This window comes from Planktothrix sp. PCC 11201 (genome assembly GCF_900009135.1).
Taxonomy (GTDB): Bacteria; Cyanobacteriota; Cyanobacteriia; order Cyanobacteriales; family Microcoleaceae; genus Planktothrix.
The window spans coordinates 69,155-86,952 of the sequence record NZ_LT797693.1 but is presented as its reverse complement, the minus strand read 5'-3'; the positions used below and the strand labels follow the sequence as shown (position 1 = coordinate 86,952).

Genomic DNA, 17,798 nt, shown 5'->3' with positions numbered 1-17,798 from the left:
CCTTCAAAAAACATTAATTCAGCTTAACTATGAATCTAAATTTACTTTCTAAATTATTTAAAATTTTCCCTAAAAATTTAGGTGCGATCGCTTTAAGTTTTCTTTTCCTAACTATTCCGGTTCCAATTTTATCACAGTTGCCCTCTTTCCCATTACAAATTGTCCAAAAATCCCCCCTATCGCCCGCAGAAATTAATAGCATTGCTGGAGAAATTACCGTTAGAATTGATGGGCCAAAAGGTGGGTCGGGATTTATTGTGGAAAAACAAGGAAATACCTATTATGTTTTAACCAATTGGCACGTCGTTGATCGTGTTGGAGACTATGAAATTGTCACCCCCGATGGTAAACGCTACTTTGTTTATTATAGTTCAATTCAACAACTTCCTAACCTAGATTTAGCCCTAGTTCCCTTTAGTAGTTCCCAAAGATATCGAGTTGCAATTCCATCCGATGCTGGTCAAATTCAACCGGGAAATACTTTATATGTAGCTGGATGGCCTCGTTCTGGAAGTTCTCTTGGACAGCGACTATTTTTAAGTACCAGTGGCACCTTTAGCCAACGTCAACAACCTCGGTTTGGATATAGTTTAGTTTACACTAATTTAGTCAGAAGTGGGATGAGTGGCGGCCCTATTTTAGATGGGGAAGGAAAGGTTATTGGAGTAAATGGAATTGTCCAATTAGGCAATGATTCTGATAAAATTGTTTCTGCTGGAATCCCGATTAATTATTTTTTTGATTGGCGAAAAACGGCAACATTATCTTCAGTTCCTACTCCACCCAATCCCTCGGCTCCGATTACCAATAATCCTGATATTAATGCTTCTAATTCATCGCCTGCCAATACAATCGCTGCGGTTAATAATTCTTTCACTTTAGCCACGACTTTAACCGAACAATCAGGAGAAATATTATCCATAGCTTTAGCCTTTCCCTATGCTATTATTGGTAATAGTAACGGAAATCTTTCAATCTGGAATATTACCACCAGTGGACTAACTCGAACTCTCCCTGCTCATCAGGGATCAATTTATAGCATTAGCCTCAGTCAAGATCACAAATATTTAGTTACAGGAGGGGAAGATGGATTAGTTAAAGTTTGGGATTTAGCCACGGGCTTACAATCTGCAACTTTGCCCTTAGTTCAAACTATTCAAGCCCATAATAGTCCCGTTTTAGCAGTTAAATTAAGTCCCGATAGTAAAATGATTGCCAGTGGAAGCTGGGATAAAACTATTAAACTTTGGAATCTGCAAACGGGTCAACTTTTGAAAACTTTTATTGGACATGAACAGTTAGTGGGTGCGATCGCATTTAGTCCCGATGGTAAAATTTTAGCCAGTGGAAGTAAAGACAGTAGTGTCAAATTATGGAATGTGGAAACCGGAGAATTAATTCGTACCTTAAAAGGTCATGAATTATCGGTTTTATCCCTAGCTATTAGTCCCGATGGGGAGACTTTAGCCAGTAGCAGTGCCGATGGAAGCATTGGGTTATGGAAATTAAAAACAGGCCAACCCATTCGTCGGTTAAGCGGTCATACCGATGGCGTTTGGTCAATCGTAATTACCAGTGATGGGAAAACATTAATTAGTGGAAGTTGGGATAAAACCGTGAAACTTTGGGACTTAGCCACAGGTCAATTAAAAGGAAATTTAAGAGGTCATTCTGGTTATGTGAATGCTGTTGGGATTAGTCCCGATGGTAACACCTTAGTTAGTGGGGGATGGGATGGGCAAGTGAAGGTTTGGAAGCATCTCTAATTTAACTGTCGTTAGGAAGTGATTCTACTACTAATCTGAATTATTCTGTTATTCTATCAAGGTGTTGTAACGTTTAACTACCTACCTATGAAAGTTGCTGTTTTTAGTACCAAGTCTTATGATCGTCAATTTCTTGAGCTAGAGAATCAAGTCTCCCAAGCCAGTCATGAATTTGTTTTCTTTGATGCTCGTTTGCAACCCCAAACTGCATCACTAGCGGCTGGATTTCCTGCGGTCTGTGTTTTTGTGAATGATGATTTGGGAACAGAAACCCTGGAAATTTTGGCATCTCAAGGTACAAAGTTAATCGCCCTTCGTTGTACGGGATTTAATAATGTGAATCTCAAAACCGCGGCTCAATTAGGGATTAAAGTGGTAAGAGTAACGGAGTATTCTCCCTATGCTGTTGCGGAACACGCCGTGGGATTAATTATGATGCTCAATCGTAAATTATACCGGGCTTATAATCGGGTTCGGGATGATAATTTTGCTTTAGATGGATTGTTAGGTTTTGATCTCTATAATCGCACCGTTGGGGTGGTGGGTACGGGAAAAATTGGACAGATTTTTGCTAAAATTATGACGGGATTTGGCTGTCATCTTTTAGGGTATGACGTTTATCCTAATCCCAATTTTGAGAAACTAGAAAATGCTGAATATGTTTCTTTAGAGGAACTTTGGCAACGTTCGGATATTATTTCTCTCCACTGTCCCCTACTTCCTGAAACTCATCACCTAATTAATCATGAAACTATTGCCAAGATGAAATCAGGGGTAATGTTAATTAATACTAGTCGGGGAAAATTAGTGGATACAAAAGCAGTAATTGAAGGGATTAAATCGGAGAAAATTGGTTATGTCGGCATTGATGTTTATGAAGAAGAAGACAAACTTTTCTTTGAGGATCTTTCCACTACGATTATTCAAGATGATACCTTTCAATTACTGCAATCTTTTCCAAATGTTGTGATTACCGCTCATCAAGGATTTTTTACTGAAAATGCTTTAGATGATATTGCGCGTACCACCATTACTAATCTTTCCGATTTTGAGCAAGGAAATCCTTTGAAAAATGAAATTACTGCATCTTGAAATGCTGGGGATTAATTTGGTGATAGGCTGTTTTGAATTTCCTCTAGCCTATTAGAGCAACTGCCAAAATTGTTATAGCAATTCGTGTAGGATTTGCGAGCACAACCTGTAGGGGTTGGGTCTCCCAACCCTCTTTCTTTGCGCCTGGGTTGGGTCTCCCAACCCCTACGATAAAATGTTACAACTTCGGCACGGATTGCTATATTATTTATTTCTTAATTGGAGTGCTGAGAAAATCACTCCTACTCTGCTATCGAATATCCCGCCGGACAATTAACTGCTTGATTGCTGAATAATACGGGTTGAGAAGGAACTTTTTGGGTTGATTGATCACTCTCACAGATAATTGATTTCGTGTTGACATTACTAATGGGTGAAGGTTCAATAAAAACCACTCCAATATAGCTTTTTAATCCGTCTCGTTTAGCTATTGCAACCGATTGAACCATATTTTTTTCATCAACAACTCTAATATTATAGCGATAATTTCGAGTTTCCTCGGGAATACCTTTAATAAATTCTTCTAAATTACTCCTAAAAAGATTATACTTAGTATAACTGGCTTGGTTACCTCGATTCATAATCTCAATATATTGTTGTGCTTCTAATTGTGCATCTTGATCGGCTTGTTCTTTTAATTCTGATGCTGTTGGCATTTTAATAGTAACTGAAGTGGCAATTCTAGGGTCTTCAGATGTTCTTTTAAACAGCAAAGGTTGAGATTTAAACGTTGTGATTGCAGGTTGTTCATCCCCACTAATATTTAAGTCTAACTGAAGTTGTCCATCTTCCTGTAACTCAAAAATTGCAGTTCCGACAATTTTTCCTTGAGCATCACGAAACAGCATAAATCCGGGTTTAAAAGTCGGATCAATCGTGTATTGTAATTGTATGGCTTCGATGGGTGTTACAAATATATAAATCTTGCCATCCTCAGTAAAAATAATACCAGAGTAAAGATTAGTAGGAACTTGCCATTTTCCTACTAATTGTTTAACCACCGGATTTTCAGGTTGAGCCGCTAAGATAACAGGAATAATAGCAGAATTTATCCCTAAATTTGCTACACTAAAACCGACTAAATTTAAGACTAACGACAAAAAAATTAAACTTTTTTTTTGACATAAAATCATTGGCTTTTATCCTTATTTTAAGATAATAAATATTGGGATTCACATAAAATATCGAGTCATATTATCCGTTTCTTATCCACTTAAACGCTGCATAATCCAATCCAAACGATGATCTTGCTCAGTTTGAATACCATTTTCAGGTGGTTTATTAGGCAATAGATTGGTACTTTCATCACAGCCAAGATTGTTCACCGTTGCCCGTAAACGAGAGGATAAAAACTTAGTAATAGCACGATAAAATCTCAAAGAAAATAAAACATCTTCGTCTAATTTTTGAGACAACAGAGGTCGAGAAATAGATAATACACAACAATCTTCCGCCGCTTGTACCGTAGCGGAAGGTAAACGTCCATCGACAAAAGACATTTCTCCTAATACCTCACCCCCACCAATTTTTCCCACAATTTGATTCCCCAATGCAGCCACAGAAACATTTAGGGTTCCACTCAACACAATATATAAGGCATCTAAGGGTTGATTTTCTTCAATCAGAATAGCACCAGCTTGAATGGTTTCTCGCTTACCTTCTGTCACCATCCAGTCTATATCCCGATCATTTAATTCCCCTAAAATCAGTGAAGCATTGGTCATAATGTCTTAATTTTTAGAGAAAATAATCAATGGAAAAGCATTTAAATTGTCGATTACATTTTAAATGATAACAAAAGGTTCTATTCCCCATTTTCTTCCATCTAATATAATTCTAGCATTAATTTTTTGCGATATTCCTGGGTTAAAGGATGTTCGTCTCCGAGTAAATTGAAAATAGTTAACATCGCTTTTTTAGCGGCATCTTCTTTGAATTGACGATGGGTTGACACAATCTCTAAAAATAAAGATAGGGCCGCGGGATACTGCTGGGCTAAGGTGAATTGACAGGCCTTAGCATAATTCTGTTCTAATTGGCTATCTCCAGGGGCGGTAGCATCTTTTTTAAATTGAATTAATTGTTTCAACGCCTGAGCTTTCAGGAAAAATTCTCGCTGATCTTCTGGAATTGTATTTAACAGTTTTTCAGCATTTTCAAATTGGTTTAACACAATTAAAAAATTACCCGCTTCTAACACCACCTCCGGTCGATCTGGATAGGCAGAAAATAGCTGATCGAGTAATTGTTTAGCCTGGGGAAATTTTTGATCAGTAATTGCATTTTTTAACGCTTCTAAACTCAGTTCAAAATCAGATTTTAAATTCATTTTACCCAGGGTTTGCCGAATTTGGATTTCCGTTAAAGCACCAACAAAACCCGGACGCACCTCCCCTTGATCAACAATTCTGACATCGGGTACACCTTCAACTTGATACTCACTTGCTAATTCAGGATTTTGATCAATATCAATTTTTGCTAAAATAAAATCGTATTCTTTCACCAACTTTTCTAAGATTGGTTTTAAAATTTGGCAAGGGCCACACCAAGTCGCATAAAAGTCTACCAATACAGGTTTTTCATAGGAAACCTTGATAATCTCTTGCTCAAAGTTAAATTGATCAACATCGATCGCATATCCCATCTAACAAATCCTCCGATTGACTGCGTTTCCCATTTTATCTTAAATGTTCAGAGTTCAGTTATCAGTTATCAGTCATCAATTATCAGTTACAAATTTACCTCTATTGCTTTTTGCCCAGTACAAATTCCTCATGCTAGATTCGAGGATTGTACCCGGTCAGGTTACCCCCGGCAAAGTCAGACCTGAGATATTTGTCCATGGTTTTCCAAATCACAGTGGTCAATTGGAGATTGATATTCCTCAATAACCCCCCTGGCGACCGCGAGGAACCCTGATGGGGCCAACTTGGGGATCTGGTAAGTGAAATTTAATTATAAATGTATTGAAATTCACGCAAAATTAATGTAGAATCCTGGGAGAAATCGATTCAATCCCCCAGACAACAGCCAAAAGTCCAATTTTTTTGGCATTTTTAGATTCTTTTTGATAAAAATAGAGATCAACTGGGTTGAAACTGTAAACAATAGAGGTATTTATGTCTAAAAAAATGATTGGCGGAATCTTGGTTTTTCTAGGTTTTATGATGTCTCCGTTGTGCTGGTGGAATGATTTAATTTTTAACTTACCTATTGCTTATGGGTTTGGATATGTTTTTAGCAAACTGTCTCAAGACTTATTTTTTCCTAGTTCTATTTTTGGATATTGGCTCTCTAATTTAGTGGGAATTTTACTCATGCAATATGGAGCGATGAATGTAGTTGAATCTTCCACCCCGGAACGAAATATCAAGAAAGATTTAGCAATGGGTGTGTTTTCATCAACAGCTTTTACTGTAGTTATGGTAGCATTAGTTCAGTCTAATGTGATTGACCTTTCGCTGTTACCTCATTAGACTGTACATCCGTGCAGTTTGAGGAAAAAATCATGTCTGATTTGAGTCCAAATAAACCGTCATTTGGGGACTGGGGTTCTTTAAAACATTGGTTCACCCTACATTGGCGGTTTTTAATATTAGGCATTTCCTTACCTTTACTTTTGTTTGGAATTCTAGCTTTAAAAGTCGGTGAACATCCCAATGGTTTGTCCTGGGATCTGTCGATTTTATCTGCAATTCATACCACTTGGCAACCGGAAATTGAACCCTTAGTTATCATTTTAACTTCTCTTGGTATATTTCCTAGAATTGTATTACTGGTAATTCCAGTTATTTTAACTTTAGGATATCAAAAAAAATGGCGATCGCTTTTATATTTAGTTTTAACTATTTTAGGTAGTGTAATTATCAGTATATCCACTAAAATTTTCTTTCATCGGATGCGACCTAGTTTGTTTGAATCTTCCTATCCTCTACCTGGAGATTTTTCCTTCCCCAGTGGTCATGCTACATTAAGTATGACCTTTGCAATTACTTTAGTGATTCTAACTTGGAAGACAAAATGGCGCTGGTTAGTAATTAGTTTAGGGGGATTATTCACCCTAGTAATTGCTTGGACAAGACTGTATTTAGGAGTTCATTTTCCCAGTGATATTTTAGGGGGTTGGTTTTTGGCGATAACCTGGTCAGTTTTCAGTAGTTTATTGTTCAATATCCATCGATTTAATTCCATTCCAAATCATCAATCATAGACTCCAGTTAACCCTTGAATTATCATCACATCAATGCCCAGATATTCAGAGTTTTTCAAACCCCTTAATCTATTTTTTTTGTTATTATTACTCCTGATATTTTTTAATCCCCTGGTAATTGTTAAGGCTGGAGAACGGGGGGTTTTTATGGTTTTTGGGAAAGTTCAAACTGAAATTTTAGATGAAGGATTGCATTTTATTATTCCAGTGGCGGAAACCGTACAAAAGATGACTGTGCGGATTCAAAAACAGGAAATATCCGCCGAAGCGTCATCAAAAGATTTACAGGAGGTGTTTACCGATGTAGCCTTGAATTGGCATATTCTTCCTGAAGAAGCGAATTTAGCATTTCAACAAATTGGGGATGAAAATGCTATTATAGAAGCGATTATTAATCCGGTGATTGAAGAAATTCTCAAAGCAGTGATGGCCAAATATACCGCCGAAGAAATTATTACTCGTCGAGAAAATGTCAAATCAGAAGTTGATAATTTATTAACGGGTCAATTAATTAATTATCATATTCAAGTGGATAATATTTCTCTGGTTCATGTTCATTTTTCCCAACGGTTTATGGATGCGGTGGAAGCCAAACAAATTGCTGAACAGGATGCCAAAAAAGCAGGCTTTTTAGTTTTGAAAGCCATTAAGGAAGCGGAAGCTAAAGTTAATTTAGCGAAAGGAGAAGCGGAAGCTAATGCTTTGTTACAAAAAACATTAACTCCAGAAATATTGCAAAGACAAGTAGTTGATCAATGGAATGGAAAATTACCCTTAGTTCTGGATGATAAATCAATTCATAGATTCAATCTGGACACCCTACTTAATCGTTAATTTGATCAGCTAAGGATAACATTTTTTCAAAGGTTTGAGAAATTTGGGTTTGAAACCTTTGGCAATGTTTGATTTTTAAAAAAGGTCGAATTAATTCTAATTCTTGACCATAATCTTGACGATGATCAATAATCCCAATTGCTTTTAACAACCCTAATTTTAATTCTTTTTTAACCATCAACTCAGAAATTCCCGCGGCTACATGACCTTCTTCGACAACGGATTTCACCATTTCTCCGGTATTTAAAACTAAAATAACCTTTAATTCATTCAGGTTAATTCCCCAATTTTGCAGAGCTTCTTCCAAACGTTGTTGAGTTCCTGAACCTGGCTCTCGCATTACCCAATCAGTATTTTTAAGCTCTGCTAAATCAACCTTTTCCCGCGCAAACCAAGGATGGGATTGTCCGACAACAATTAATAAGCGATCGCTACCAATTTCCTCTTGATTTAACAATTTTTTTAGGGTGGGTTTGACCTCACCTTCAATTAAGCCTAAATCAAACTGTCCGTTGGCTGTACCCAAACAAATTTCTTCCGTATTTGCTAAGGTGCAATTGACCATAATTCCCGAATATTGCCGTTGAAACTTACTAATTTTTTCCGGTAGCCAATAGTTACCAATAGTTAAACTAGATCCTAATTTGAGTTCCCCCCGTTGGAGATTATTTAACTCTTTTAATCCTCGTTCAGTTAAAGCCACTTGTTCCAATATTTTTTGAGCTTCAAGTTGTAGTAATTCCCCCGCTTCTGTAATTTCAACATGGCGACCAATCCGATGAAATAACTTAACTCGATATTCTGTTTCTAAACTATGAATCGCAGCACTTACCGCAGGTTGCGTAATATAAAGTCCTTCAGCCGCCCGGGTAAAATGTAGGTGTTCCGCCACCGCCAAAAAAATTCGCAGTTGCTCTAGGGTCATTCCAGCCATTATAAAGTCACTTACCTCTCGCATTATCAGGGGATTGGGATTAGTCTGAATGGGGACTAAAACAATTTAATACAATCGAAATTGTATTCTAATGCAAATTGAGTTAATATGCTTTACAATTTTAGTTTAATTTCACTTAGCCAGTATCTTACATGACTTTAGCTCAAAGGATTGCACCTGAATTTAGCCAGCAACAGCGTTATTTCCAACGTCGTGACCAACTTCCTGCAAGACGGGATCACCTGTGGAAAATTCAGTCTGGTGTTGTGCGTACCTTCACCTACCTGGAAAATGGAACCGTTGTAACCCTGGGTTTATGGGGGGTAGGGGATGTGGTGTCACGGGTTTTATCCAAAGCTGACCCCTACTATATGGAGTGCGTCACCCCAGTTCAGGCGACCTCCTTTCCTATCTCGGAATTTGATGATTTGCAGCCCCTATTAATTGAACATATTCATCAACTGCAAACCTTTTTAGAAATTGTCCATTCTCGTCCGGTTGATGAAGCTTTGCATAAATTACTCATGTTATTAGCCGATAAATTTGGCAGTGATGTTCCCCATGGACAACTGATTGAGTTCCATTTGACCCATCAAGAAATTGCTGAAAGTATTGGGACAACACGAGTCACTGTCACCCGACTTTTAAAAGAATTTGAACAGCAAGGGATTATTGAACGCTTAAATAGGCAATTTATTATTCTGCCCGGACATCAAGCCTTTTGGCACTATGAAATTTAATTGGTTAGATCTTTTGACAAATAAATTGATAAAATTGATTGTAAGGTTACAAAGAGTAACCCAAATCTTTACCTTAATAATTAGTGAGGTTTATACCATCAATGGCTGTCAATTCTAACCCAATGTTTTTTCCTTCCGATGACTGGTTAACCCTGATCTTTCGCCTAGGAATAGCTTTGTTAATTGGAGGTGTGATTGGATTAGATCGGGAGCAACCGAGTAGACCTGCTGGACTTAGAACCTATATGATTGTCAGCTTAGGGGCTGCAATTTTTGTGATGATCACCCTACAAGCCGGGCTAGATCTTAACTCAACTAATGCCCTGAGTCGGACTATTCAAGGAATTGCCACCGGGGTAGGATTTATCGGGGCAGGAATTATTTTTCAACAGTCAAAACCCAACCTTAAACCTAAAGTTAAAGGGCTAACTTCGGCGGCGGCTTTATGGTTGACGGCTGGTTTGGGAACGGCTACCGGATGTGGATTATGGCAGATGAGTTTAATCGGAACCTTAATGACTTTACTGATTTTAAGGGGGTTCAAAAAAGTCAAAGGGACTTCACTTTATCGGCTGCGAGTGTATAGACCCTTTTATAAACAGCAACGCATCTATCGTCCTAAAACCCAAACTCATACCCATACTGAGGGAACAAATTCAGAAGACTAGGATCGCAAAATAAACAAAACAAATGACCCCATTAATTGCTGATATCTTCAAGGGAATTGCCACCTTTACCGCTACGAATATTGATGATATTCTCATCCTCATCCTATTTTTTTCCAAGGTTAATGCCCACTTCCGCCGTCGCCAAATTATCATCGGTCAATATTTAGGATTTATTTTTATATTACTTGTCAGTTTGCCCGGTTTTTTTGGCAGTTTATGGATTCCTGGTGACTGGATTCGTTGGTTAGGTGTGGTTCCTGTGATTTTGGGGATTTCTTATCTCTTAAAATCCGAAGCAGACAAAATGGAAACTTCCAGCCCTATGGCAATGCCAAAAATGCCGGATAACCCGTCTTTCTCTCGAAATTTTTTATCTCCTCAAACCTATGGAGTAGCGGCGGTAACAGTTGCTAATGGCAGTGATAATATTGCGGTTTATTTTACCCTATTTGCCAGTAGTAGTTTAGACAGTTTATTAACCATCATCGGGACATTTTTATTCCTGGTGGGGGTTTGGTGTTATCTGGCTGATCAGTTAACCAATTTCCCCGCTATTTCCAGAATTTTAACCGGGTATGGTCATACTTTTGTTCCCTGTGTTTTGATTGGTTTAGGAGTTTTTATCGTTAAAGAAAACCTTTTATTAGCACTTCTGGCTCTGTTCATTAGTTATGCTTGGGTCTTATTTTCTAGTCCAGATAAAATAACCTGAGTTAAATTTTAAAATTAACGGGCTATTCATTAATCCCTTTAATCATATTAAGCCCTTTAATCATAAATTAACTACTTGCAATTTCAACAATCTAGGTTAAGATGGTTTTCTCTATTTTTGTCTAATTCCAAACAATGAAAACTGAAAATTATACCGAAACTAACCCCCCTAAATTGATGGACTCATCCGAATCTAAGCCTGAAACCAATCAAAAGCGAAAAAAACTCAACCCCTCCAGGGTTCGAGATCATTTAGCCAATGAACGTACCTATCTAGCTTGGATGCGAACTGCGGTTGGTTTAATGGGATTTGGAGTGGTGATTTTACGTCTGCGCGCGTTTCAACCCGTGACTGTCCCTGGCCCTGGCTATGGTTGGAAATTAGGATTATTATTTTCAGGAGTCGGTTTATTAACCGTATTATTATCGACGGTTCAATATTTTGTTGTCCGTCGAGATATTGAAGAAGATAGTTATGAACCCCCTGACCGTTGGGTGATTTTGTTTAGTTTAGCGGTCACTTTATTAGGAGCAGGAATTATTTATTTTGTCTTCACCAGTCCTGTATCCAGTCCCCTTGATTTCGGTGGCTTTTAATAACAGGTGGTCATAGGGTGCAAAGGAATAGGAATAAAATATCAATATCTATTCCTTATCTATTCCTTTTCTGCTTCTACTTGTGCAACTTCTTCAACTAAAAAAACTAATGCGAAGTTCCGCCTCATTTTTTGATTAATAAAATCTTGAACTAAACGTACTTGTCTTGGCGTAACAGGTTCGGTAGCTCGAACTTTTAAATAAGCAATAGGAGGATCTTGTTTCCAATTAATATGAGTATCTTGTAAATCCACCCGTTGTCCCGTTAAGGTTTTCTGTTCAAAAATGTTTCTCAAATCCGTTTGTAACTGTAGTTGAGTTACGAATTGTAAAAAACTAATCCCTAAAGGAACTGCTACAACGGAAGTAATCATTAATGTTAAAGCAAATTGTTTTCGCAGTCGGGAATAACCTGCCAAAATAAAAACTACCATACAAGCTAAGGCAATCCCAATTAAATTAGTTAAATAAAGTAACGTTGCGCCATAACTTAAATCAAAAAAACCTTGAGATAAGGTTAAACCAACCACACAAAGAGGAGGCATTAAAGCCACGGCAATTGCGGTTCCAGCCACCGCATCACTAATCCCCTTTTCCACCTTGGTAAAACCGCTTAATCCTCCTGCTACAACGGCAATTCCCAAGTCAATTAATGTCGGTTCAGTTCGGGCTAAAACTTCCGAACCAAAATCTTCAATCCCCGTTATTTTTCCTAAGATCATTGATAAGATTAGTGCCACCACCGTTCCTACAATAATCGAGATCATACTACGACGAGATAATTCTTGATCACTTTCTAAAATTCCAAAGGCTAATCCTCGCAACGGTAACATAATCGGAGCCACTAACATCGCCCCAATAATTACGGCTGTACTGTTACTTAGTAATCCAAAGGTAGCAATTAAACAAGCTGTTATTACTAAGACAATATAGTTAAAACACAGTATAGATTCAGCCATTAAATTCTGTCGCATTTGGATGAGGGCATCATCGGATACTTTTTTGAATTTGAGCCTACTTTTCATGACGAATATTAAGATTTATGAAAGTTTAACAATCAGCGATTATCGACCACTAGAGATTAATAGATTTAGGGCATATTAGCATAAAAATGATATAATAATATAACTTCTAAATTTAAAGTTTTATGAAAATAACAGATTTAGCCAAAATTCCAGAACAGGAAGTTTCCCATAACCCAGCAATCAAAAAAAAGGTGATGTTGAGTTTAGGAGATTTACCCCACTTAACAAATTTTTCTCAGGCGTTTTTTGCCCCTGGACAGGTAGCGGGCAGTCATTCCCATATAGATATGTGTGAGGTATTTTTTGTAGAATCAGGTTTAGGAAATATCCGTATTAATGGTATAGATTATCAATTAAACCCAGGGGTTTGTATTGCAGTCGAACCTGGGGAGGTTCACGAAGTTAGTAATACAGGAAATACAGATTTAATTTTAACCTATTTCGGTTTACGCACCTAACCCGTAGTAAGCCCTTCAGGGCTTTTTCCCCACATTAACAGTACCTCGTCAATGAATCGCAACAACGATGTTTATTTAATCGTTAATAGGATTAAAATAATTTTTGATAATATTAATAATCCGTTCCGAAGCGTGACCATCTCCAAAGGGATTAATGGCATTTGCCATGTTTTGATAGGTAATTCCATTCTTTAATAAAATACTCGCTTCTGTAAAAATATCCTGTGCTTTTGTTCCAACTAATTTAGCGGTTCCTGCTTCCACTGCTTCAGGACGTTCTGTGGTTGTTCTTAATACTAATACCGGTTTTCCTAAACTCGGTGCTTCCTCTTGCAATCCCCCGGAATCGGTTAATACAAAATAACAGCGATCAATCGCCGCTACTAATTCGGTATAATCCAAAGGTTCGGTGAGAAATACCCGGGGATGACTCCCTAATTTTTCGGTTAAAGGTTCCCTAACCGTTGGATTTTTATGTAAAGGTAATAATAGGGCGGTATCGGGAAATTCATTCAGAATTTCTAGGAATCCTTCTGCTATTCCCTGAAGCGGTTCTCCCCAATTTTCCCGCCGATGAACCGTGGCTAAAATTAACCGATAGGGACTATTTTCTAATTCGGGAATATTGAGTTTAGGTTTTTGTTTAGCAACGGATAATAAAGCATCAATAACTGTGTTTCCCGTGTGATGAATTTCTCCCCAAACCCCTGAATTTTTTAGGTTTTGAACCGATTGATTGGTGGGGGCAAAATGGAGTTGGGTTAACTGAGAAATTAACCGCCGATTGGCTTCTTCAGGATAGGGATTAAACACATCATTGGTGCGTAATCCGGCCTCAACATGACCAACAGGAATTTTTTGATAAAAAGCGGCTAAACTCGCAGCAAAAGCCGTTGTTGTATCGCCTTGAACTAAGACTAAATGGGGATTTAATTGTTGCAATAAATCTTCTAATCCGCGTAAACTTCCACAGGTAATATCTGTTAAGGTTTGTTGCGCTTGCATGATGTCTAAATCTTGGTCTGCGGTTAAATTAAACAACGTCATGACCTGGGTTACCATTTCTCGATGTTGACCCGTTAAAACCACCTGGGTATCAAATCCAGAGGTTTGTTTTAACTGTTGAATAACAGGGGCTAATTTAATCGCTTCTGGACGAGTCCCAAAAACAACCATAACTCGGAGAGGAATCGGAGACATAATCATTAATAATCTTCAATAAAAAGTTAAATTAATTTGAGAATTTATCAAGGTTTTACTATCCTGTTTCCCTTTATTAAGGGAGGACGACTTTAAGATTGTTTGACTTCTAAGGTTCTAATTCTGTTGATAGCCGCAGCTAATTCAAATCGTCTAAAGATTGCCAAATCTCCTTGGGGAAATGGGGCAATAATATCTAATCCTTTGGTGGCAATATCATTCATAATTTGATCTAAAATTTGAGGTAGGGTTTTCTCTCCATCAATATACTGTTGTTTAGCATAAACCATTGCCGCCGCGATCGCCCGTAATTGATCTTGAGAAACAATTTGTTCCACCGCAGAAACATCAATATCTTCGGTTCCAAATAACACCTCGTCCACATCCCTAACCTTCACCCGCACATCCCAACGTCCTCGACTGGGATCTAAACTTTCAGACAAAGGAATTCGCGGACGAATTACACCAAAGTTTTCTCCCCCTTCTAAGGTGCGACCCGTACTATATTGATGGGCAATTTCTTTGGCTTTTTTAGTTAATTCTAGGGCTTGAAAATTCTCCATTCCGATTACCTGATCTGCCACATCAAAATAATCTCCACTGCCACCCATAACTAAAATAGTAGACACAGAATAATCGGTATAAAGTTGGCGAACTTTGTCAATAAAAGGGGTAATAGGTTCTTGATTTTTAGCAATTAATTCTTGCATTCGGCGATCGCGAATCATAAAATTAGTAGCTGCGGTATCTTCATCTACTAATAATACCGCCGGAATTGAGGGAGAATTTTCGGTTAAAACTAATGCCTCTAATGCCTCCATAATATTAGCAGCTTGGGAGGTACTACCACTAGCATTTTCCGTGGAGAATTGCGTTGTCGAACGACCTTGAGGTAATTGATTAATAAATGCAGAAATATCTACTCCCGCCACACTGCGACCATCCTCCGCCCTAATTTTTACCGCCGATGGATTGGTAATCACAAATTCCCGACCATCCCCAGGAATATGATTATAAACCCCTAATTCAATTGCTTTTAATAAGGTTGATTTCCCATGATAACCGCCACCGACAATTAAAGTGATTCCTTGAGAAATTCCCATGCCTTTAATTAATCCTTGGTTGGGACAATTAAACTCCACTTCTAAGGATTTTGGCGATTGAAAAGTGATCACATTTTCGGTTAAGGGGCGACTATCAACCCCACTGCGACGGGGTAAAATTGCACCATTGGCGACAAAGGCAACTAACGCTTTTTCTGCTAATTGTTCGCGTAAATAATCAGCATCTTCCGCCGTTTCAACGTGACGTTTAATAGCCTCTGCATCTAAATTTTGATATCTTAAAGATCGGTCTACAAGGGTGGGAATATCATCACAAATCATCATCGTAGCTTGACGACCTAAAATATTTCGTCCCCGGGCAGGAAGTCCGACAAAAAAACGCATTTCTACCCCTTTTTCTGAAGTAGAAGCGGTTGGACGGGTGCGTTGTAATACATGGTTTCCGCTAATTATGGGTTTAGCAGAAGGGGGGGTTATAGTAATCAGTGAAGCGGCCGTCCGTTCTAATATTTCCTGACCCATTTTTGTCACCCCAATCATGCCACTTTTGCCCGTTCCCCGATGGCTACTTATCTCCATAGAATTTTGATCAAATTCCCGAATTAGATAGTCTCTTAGGGCAATTTCACGGCTGTGGGTGCGGTATAATTCTGGGGGAAATCCCGCAATTTTTGGGGGAATTTGAACACGGAATTTACTGGGTGCAGCAAAGGGATCGCCTTGCACATAATCAATAATTAGGGTGAAATTGGGAAATTCATAAGTCCCTACAATATCTTTATAAGCTTTATAGCCTCGATTATCGAGATCAAATAATAGCTGTCGGAGATTTTCTTGAGTCTTCATATTAGATAAAAAATAATTAGTTTAATTAAGGGAAGTGGGAAGATTAAAGGAGGTCTGACTATTCAGAAGTTCAGCAACTACATTATAAATTATTTCGGCTGATCCTTCAAAAAAGTTGGGATCTAAATTGGCCATCGTGTCACTGGGTTGATGGTAATGGGGCGATCGCAAATTGGCTGTATCGGTGATTAAAACCGCCGGGATTCCTTGATACCAAAAGGGAGCATGATCACTGCGTAAAACATCCGGTGTGACCAAACCTTTTAAGGGAATAGGTACAGCGACAAGGGGCGGAAATTGAACGGAATTAGAGGTTGATTTTCTAACGGATTGACCAACCCTTTGAAACACTTTTAATAGGGATAAATGTTGGACTTCTCCCACCACGGTTAAAAATTCTCCTCGATCTGGAAATTCAACTCCAGCAGCTTCTAAAAGGGAAGTTACAGCAATTCCTGGAGGATAGGTTTGACAGCCGGGTAAATGACAAGCATAACCCACCATATCTAATATAACTGCCGCTTGTAAATTTGTCAGATTTTTGGGTTTTTCCGTAAAGGCAAAACTTCCTAAAAGCCCGACTTCTTCTTGATCGAAAAAGACAATTTTTAAGCTGCGAGGGGTGTTTTTTTGAGCCAACAAACGGGCAATTTCTAAAATTACCGCTACTCCACTGGCATTATCATTAGCCCCCGGAGAATTGGGAACCGTATCATAATGAGCAGCGAGTAAGATCACTCCGGCTTTTGGATCGGTTCCTAGATGTTCTGCTACAATATTAACACCTTGATCAAAGAATTGTAAATCGGGAGAAAAGTTCAATAATTCTAATTGTTTGACCAAATAATTTCGCACCCTTTCTCGATCAGGATCTTGAAATCTTTTTCCCACTAATACTTTAAGGTGACTCCATAGTTTGGCGGGATCAATTGTATCAATTTGAGGAGAAATTAGGGAAGGAAAAGGCGTAATCTGAGGTTGAGAATTGATAGAAATTGGCTCTATTTTATCATCGGGGAATCCAGCATAGCATCCGACAATAATTCCGATGGCAATTCCCATCCACAAAAAAATCTTAATCCACGGTTTTACCTTCATTCAAAATTAAAATTAATCGGTTTACTGGTTAGCTTAAATTGTTTATCCTCTATTTTAACACAGGGAATATTTATGGTTTCTAATTCCAATAATTGAGGATATTTAGGCAGCCAGTCTTCAGAAGTAGGTTGAAAATTTTCTGCGTTTTTACATAATAAAAAAATTTCTTCTTCTAAACTATTCGCCAATTGATTAATACGATCACAATTTTTTTTAAGTTCAATCCAATTTTTTTGAGCCTGAAAGCGATAAATTTGAGCCTGTTTAACGGCGAGTTTAGCCCTAACTTGTCTTAATTTAATGCGAGTGGATTGAATTTCTTGATCGAGTTGTTGTAAATTCAATGACCAGCGCTGGGCTTCATCTTGGGTTTGTTGTTCTAAGGTGACTAAGGATTCTGGGGAAGCATCAGAGGATAAGAAAACGGTAACATGAAAGTTAGAACGCTTACTTCTTAACCTATTATATTCAGCTTTGACCGCATTAATTTGATCTTTAATCGCGTCCCATTCTGTTTGTAAATCTTCTAAAGTTTGGCTCATTTGATCATTTCCT

General features: G+C 38.1%; 19 protein-coding genes. 10 read left to right on the top strand and 9 right to left on the bottom strand.

Annotated elements, in window-relative coordinates:
• Positions 1-29 precede the first annotated feature (29 nt).
• A complete protein-coding gene (locus PL11201_RS05100; RefSeq protein WP_079677529.1) occupies positions 30-1,766 on the top strand; it encodes a trypsin-like peptidase domain-containing protein in 1,737 nt (578 codons plus the stop codon).
• Between the two features lie 87 nt (positions 1,767-1,853).
• Positions 1,854-2,858, top strand: coding sequence for a 2-hydroxyacid dehydrogenase (locus PL11201_RS05095; protein ID WP_079677528.1), 1,005 nt, complete (start codon positions 1,854-1,856; stop codon positions 2,856-2,858).
• Positions 2,859-3,100: 242 nt separating this feature from the next.
• Here PL11201_RS05095 and PL11201_RS05090 read toward each other — a convergent pair whose 3' ends face one another.
• The 3 genes from PL11201_RS05090 to PL11201_RS05080 form a co-directional block, all read right to left on the bottom strand.
• Positions 3,101-3,991, bottom strand: a complete 891-nt coding sequence (locus tag PL11201_RS05090; RefSeq protein ID WP_079677527.1) for a type IV pilin-like G/H family protein — start codon at positions 3,989-3,991, stop codon at positions 3,101-3,103.
• A gap of 72 nt (positions 3,992-4,063) precedes the next feature.
• Positions 4,064-4,582, bottom strand: a complete 519-nt coding sequence (locus tag PL11201_RS05085; RefSeq protein WP_079677526.1) for a cyclic nucleotide-binding domain-containing protein — start codon at positions 4,580-4,582, stop codon at positions 4,064-4,066.
• Between the two features lie 101 nt (positions 4,583-4,683).
• Positions 4,684-5,502 (bottom strand): tetratricopeptide repeat protein, encoded by an 819-nt coding sequence (locus tag PL11201_RS05080; RefSeq protein WP_079677525.1) that lies wholly within the window; start codon positions 5,500-5,502, stop codon positions 4,684-4,686.
• A 475-nt stretch (positions 5,503-5,977) separates the two neighbouring features.
• Between PL11201_RS05080 and PL11201_RS05075 the strand changes: the two genes are divergently transcribed.
• From PL11201_RS05075 to PL11201_RS05065, 3 genes are read left to right on the top strand one after another with little or no spacing between them, the layout of a single operon-like run.
• Positions 5,978-6,334: a hypothetical protein gene (locus PL11201_RS05075; protein ID WP_042151711.1), complete on the top strand. Its 357-nt coding sequence runs from the start codon at positions 5,978-5,980 to the stop codon at positions 6,332-6,334.
• A gap of 32 nt (positions 6,335-6,366) precedes the next feature.
• Positions 6,367-7,068, top strand: coding sequence for a phosphatase PAP2 family protein (locus PL11201_RS05070; protein WP_079677524.1), 702 nt, complete (start codon positions 6,367-6,369; stop codon positions 7,066-7,068).
• Positions 7,069-7,101: 33 nt separating this feature from the next.
• A complete protein-coding gene (locus PL11201_RS05065) occupies positions 7,102-7,902 on the top strand; it encodes a prohibitin family protein (RefSeq protein WP_079677523.1) in 801 nt (266 codons plus the stop codon).
• Here PL11201_RS05065 and PL11201_RS05060 read toward each other — a convergent pair.
• The gene (locus PL11201_RS05060) at positions 7,892-8,860 is read right to left on the bottom strand and encodes a LysR family transcriptional regulator (RefSeq protein ID WP_234996611.1); all 969 of its coding nucleotides are present in this window, start codon (positions 8,858-8,860) and stop codon (positions 7,892-7,894) included. The genes PL11201_RS05065 and PL11201_RS05060 overlap by 11 nt on opposite strands.
• Positions 8,861-8,988: 128 nt before the next feature.
• Here PL11201_RS05060 and PL11201_RS05055 point away from each other — a divergent pair, with 128 nt between their 5' ends.
• From PL11201_RS05055 to PL11201_RS05040, 4 genes are all read left to right on the top strand, one after another.
• Positions 8,989-9,576, top strand: coding sequence for a Crp/Fnr family transcriptional regulator (locus PL11201_RS05055; RefSeq protein ID WP_079677521.1), 588 nt, complete (start codon positions 8,989-8,991; stop codon positions 9,574-9,576).
• Between the two features lie 101 nt (positions 9,577-9,677).
• Positions 9,678-10,244, top strand: coding sequence for an MgtC/SapB family protein (locus PL11201_RS05050; RefSeq protein ID WP_339394349.1), 567 nt, complete (start codon positions 9,678-9,680; stop codon positions 10,242-10,244).
• 22 nt (positions 10,245-10,266) lie between these two features.
• Positions 10,267-10,956 carry a cadmium resistance transporter gene (locus PL11201_RS05045; protein ID WP_079677520.1) on the top strand — a complete coding sequence of 230 codons (690 nt, stop codon included), beginning with the start codon at positions 10,267-10,269 and terminating at the stop codon, positions 10,954-10,956.
• 176 nt (positions 10,957-11,132) lie between these two features.
• Positions 11,133-11,552, top strand: coding sequence for a YidH family protein (locus PL11201_RS05040; protein WP_079677961.1), 420 nt, complete (start codon positions 11,133-11,135; stop codon positions 11,550-11,552).
• A 59-nt stretch (positions 11,553-11,611) separates the two neighbouring features.
• Here the strand turns inward: PL11201_RS05040 and PL11201_RS05035 are convergent, their stop codons facing one another.
• Complete coding sequence (locus tag PL11201_RS05035) at positions 11,612-12,577, bottom strand: TIGR00341 family protein (RefSeq protein ID WP_200816705.1); 966 nt, start codon at positions 12,575-12,577, stop codon at positions 11,612-11,614.
• A 122-nt stretch (positions 12,578-12,699) separates the two neighbouring features.
• On the opposite strand from PL11201_RS05035, the gene PL11201_RS05030 reads away from it, so the two are divergent.
• Positions 12,700-13,035, top strand: a complete 336-nt coding sequence (locus tag PL11201_RS05030) for a cupin domain-containing protein (protein ID WP_079677519.1) — start codon at positions 12,700-12,702, stop codon at positions 13,033-13,035.
• Between the two features lie 75 nt (positions 13,036-13,110).
• On the opposite strand, the gene wecB is transcribed toward PL11201_RS05030, so the two are convergent.
• The 4 genes from wecB to PL11201_RS05010 form a co-directional block, all read right to left on the bottom strand.
• Complete coding sequence (gene wecB, locus PL11201_RS05025) at positions 13,111-14,235, bottom strand: non-hydrolyzing UDP-N-acetylglucosamine 2-epimerase (protein ID WP_079677959.1); 1,125 nt, start codon at positions 14,233-14,235, stop codon at positions 13,111-13,113.
• Positions 14,236-14,327: 92 nt separating this feature from the next.
• Positions 14,328-16,145, bottom strand: a complete 1,818-nt coding sequence (locus tag PL11201_RS05020; protein ID WP_079677518.1) for an ABC-ATPase domain-containing protein — start codon at positions 16,143-16,145, stop codon at positions 14,328-14,330.
• 21 nt (positions 16,146-16,166) lie between these two features.
• A complete protein-coding gene (locus PL11201_RS05015; RefSeq protein WP_079677517.1) occupies positions 16,167-17,243 on the bottom strand; it encodes a M20/M25/M40 family metallo-hydrolase in 1,077 nt (358 codons plus the stop codon).
• On the bottom strand, positions 17,240-17,785 hold the full coding sequence (locus PL11201_RS05010; RefSeq protein ID WP_079677516.1) for a hypothetical protein: 546 nt from the start codon (positions 17,783-17,785) through the stop codon (positions 17,240-17,242). The genes PL11201_RS05015 and PL11201_RS05010 overlap by 4 nt, the downstream gene beginning before the upstream one ends.
• Between the last annotated feature and the right edge of the window lie 13 nt (positions 17,786-17,798).

Excerpts from the sequence above, each read along its gene's own strand:
- PL11201_RS05065 (WP_079677523.1), top strand. The coding sequence starts at position 7,102 with ATGCCCAGATATTCAGAGTTTTTCAAACCCCTTAATCTATTTTTTTTG.
- PL11201_RS05040 (WP_079677961.1), top strand. The coding sequence starts at position 11,133 with ATGGACTCATCCGAATCTAAGCCTGAAACCAATCAAAAGCGAAAAAAA.
- PL11201_RS05010 (WP_079677516.1), bottom strand. The coding sequence starts at position 17,785 with ATGAGCCAAACTTTAGAAGATTTACAAACAGAATGGGACGCGATTAAA.
- wecB (WP_079677959.1), bottom strand. The coding sequence starts at position 14,235 with ATGTCTCCGATTCCTCTCCGAGTTATGGTTGTTTTTGGGACTCGTCCA.
- PL11201_RS05015 (WP_079677517.1), bottom strand. The coding sequence starts at position 17,243 with ATGAAGGTAAAACCGTGGATTAAGATTTTTTTGTGGATGGGAATTGCC.
- PL11201_RS05045 (WP_079677520.1), top strand. The coding sequence starts at position 10,267 with ATGACCCCATTAATTGCTGATATCTTCAAGGGAATTGCCACCTTTACC.
- PL11201_RS05100 (WP_079677529.1), top strand. The coding sequence starts at position 30 with ATGAATCTAAATTTACTTTCTAAATTATTTAAAATTTTCCCTAAAAAT.
- PL11201_RS05060 (WP_234996611.1), bottom strand. The coding sequence starts at position 8,860 with ATGCGAGAGGTAAGTGACTTTATAATGGCTGGAATGACCCTAGAGCAA.
- PL11201_RS05095 (WP_079677528.1), top strand. The coding sequence starts at position 1,854 with ATGAAAGTTGCTGTTTTTAGTACCAAGTCTTATGATCGTCAATTTCTT.
- PL11201_RS05075 (WP_042151711.1), top strand. The coding sequence starts at position 5,978 with ATGTCTAAAAAAATGATTGGCGGAATCTTGGTTTTTCTAGGTTTTATG.
- PL11201_RS05035 (WP_200816705.1), bottom strand. The coding sequence starts at position 12,577 with ATGAAAAGTAGGCTCAAATTCAAAAAAGTATCCGATGATGCCCTCATC.
- PL11201_RS05085 (WP_079677526.1), bottom strand. The coding sequence starts at position 4,582 with ATGACCAATGCTTCACTGATTTTAGGGGAATTAAATGATCGGGATATA.
- PL11201_RS05055 (WP_079677521.1), top strand. The coding sequence starts at position 8,989 with ATGACTTTAGCTCAAAGGATTGCACCTGAATTTAGCCAGCAACAGCGT.
- PL11201_RS05020 (WP_079677518.1), bottom strand. The coding sequence starts at position 16,145 with ATGAAGACTCAAGAAAATCTCCGACAGCTATTATTTGATCTCGATAAT.
- PL11201_RS05070 (WP_079677524.1), top strand. The coding sequence starts at position 6,367 with ATGTCTGATTTGAGTCCAAATAAACCGTCATTTGGGGACTGGGGTTCT.
- PL11201_RS05030 (WP_079677519.1), top strand. The coding sequence starts at position 12,700 with ATGAAAATAACAGATTTAGCCAAAATTCCAGAACAGGAAGTTTCCCAT.
- PL11201_RS05090 (WP_079677527.1), bottom strand. The coding sequence starts at position 3,991 with ATGATTTTATGTCAAAAAAAAAGTTTAATTTTTTTGTCGTTAGTCTTA.
- PL11201_RS05050 (WP_339394349.1), top strand. The coding sequence starts at position 9,678 with ATGGCTGTCAATTCTAACCCAATGTTTTTTCCTTCCGATGACTGGTTA.
- PL11201_RS05080 (WP_079677525.1), bottom strand. The coding sequence starts at position 5,502 with ATGGGATATGCGATCGATGTTGATCAATTTAACTTTGAGCAAGAGATT.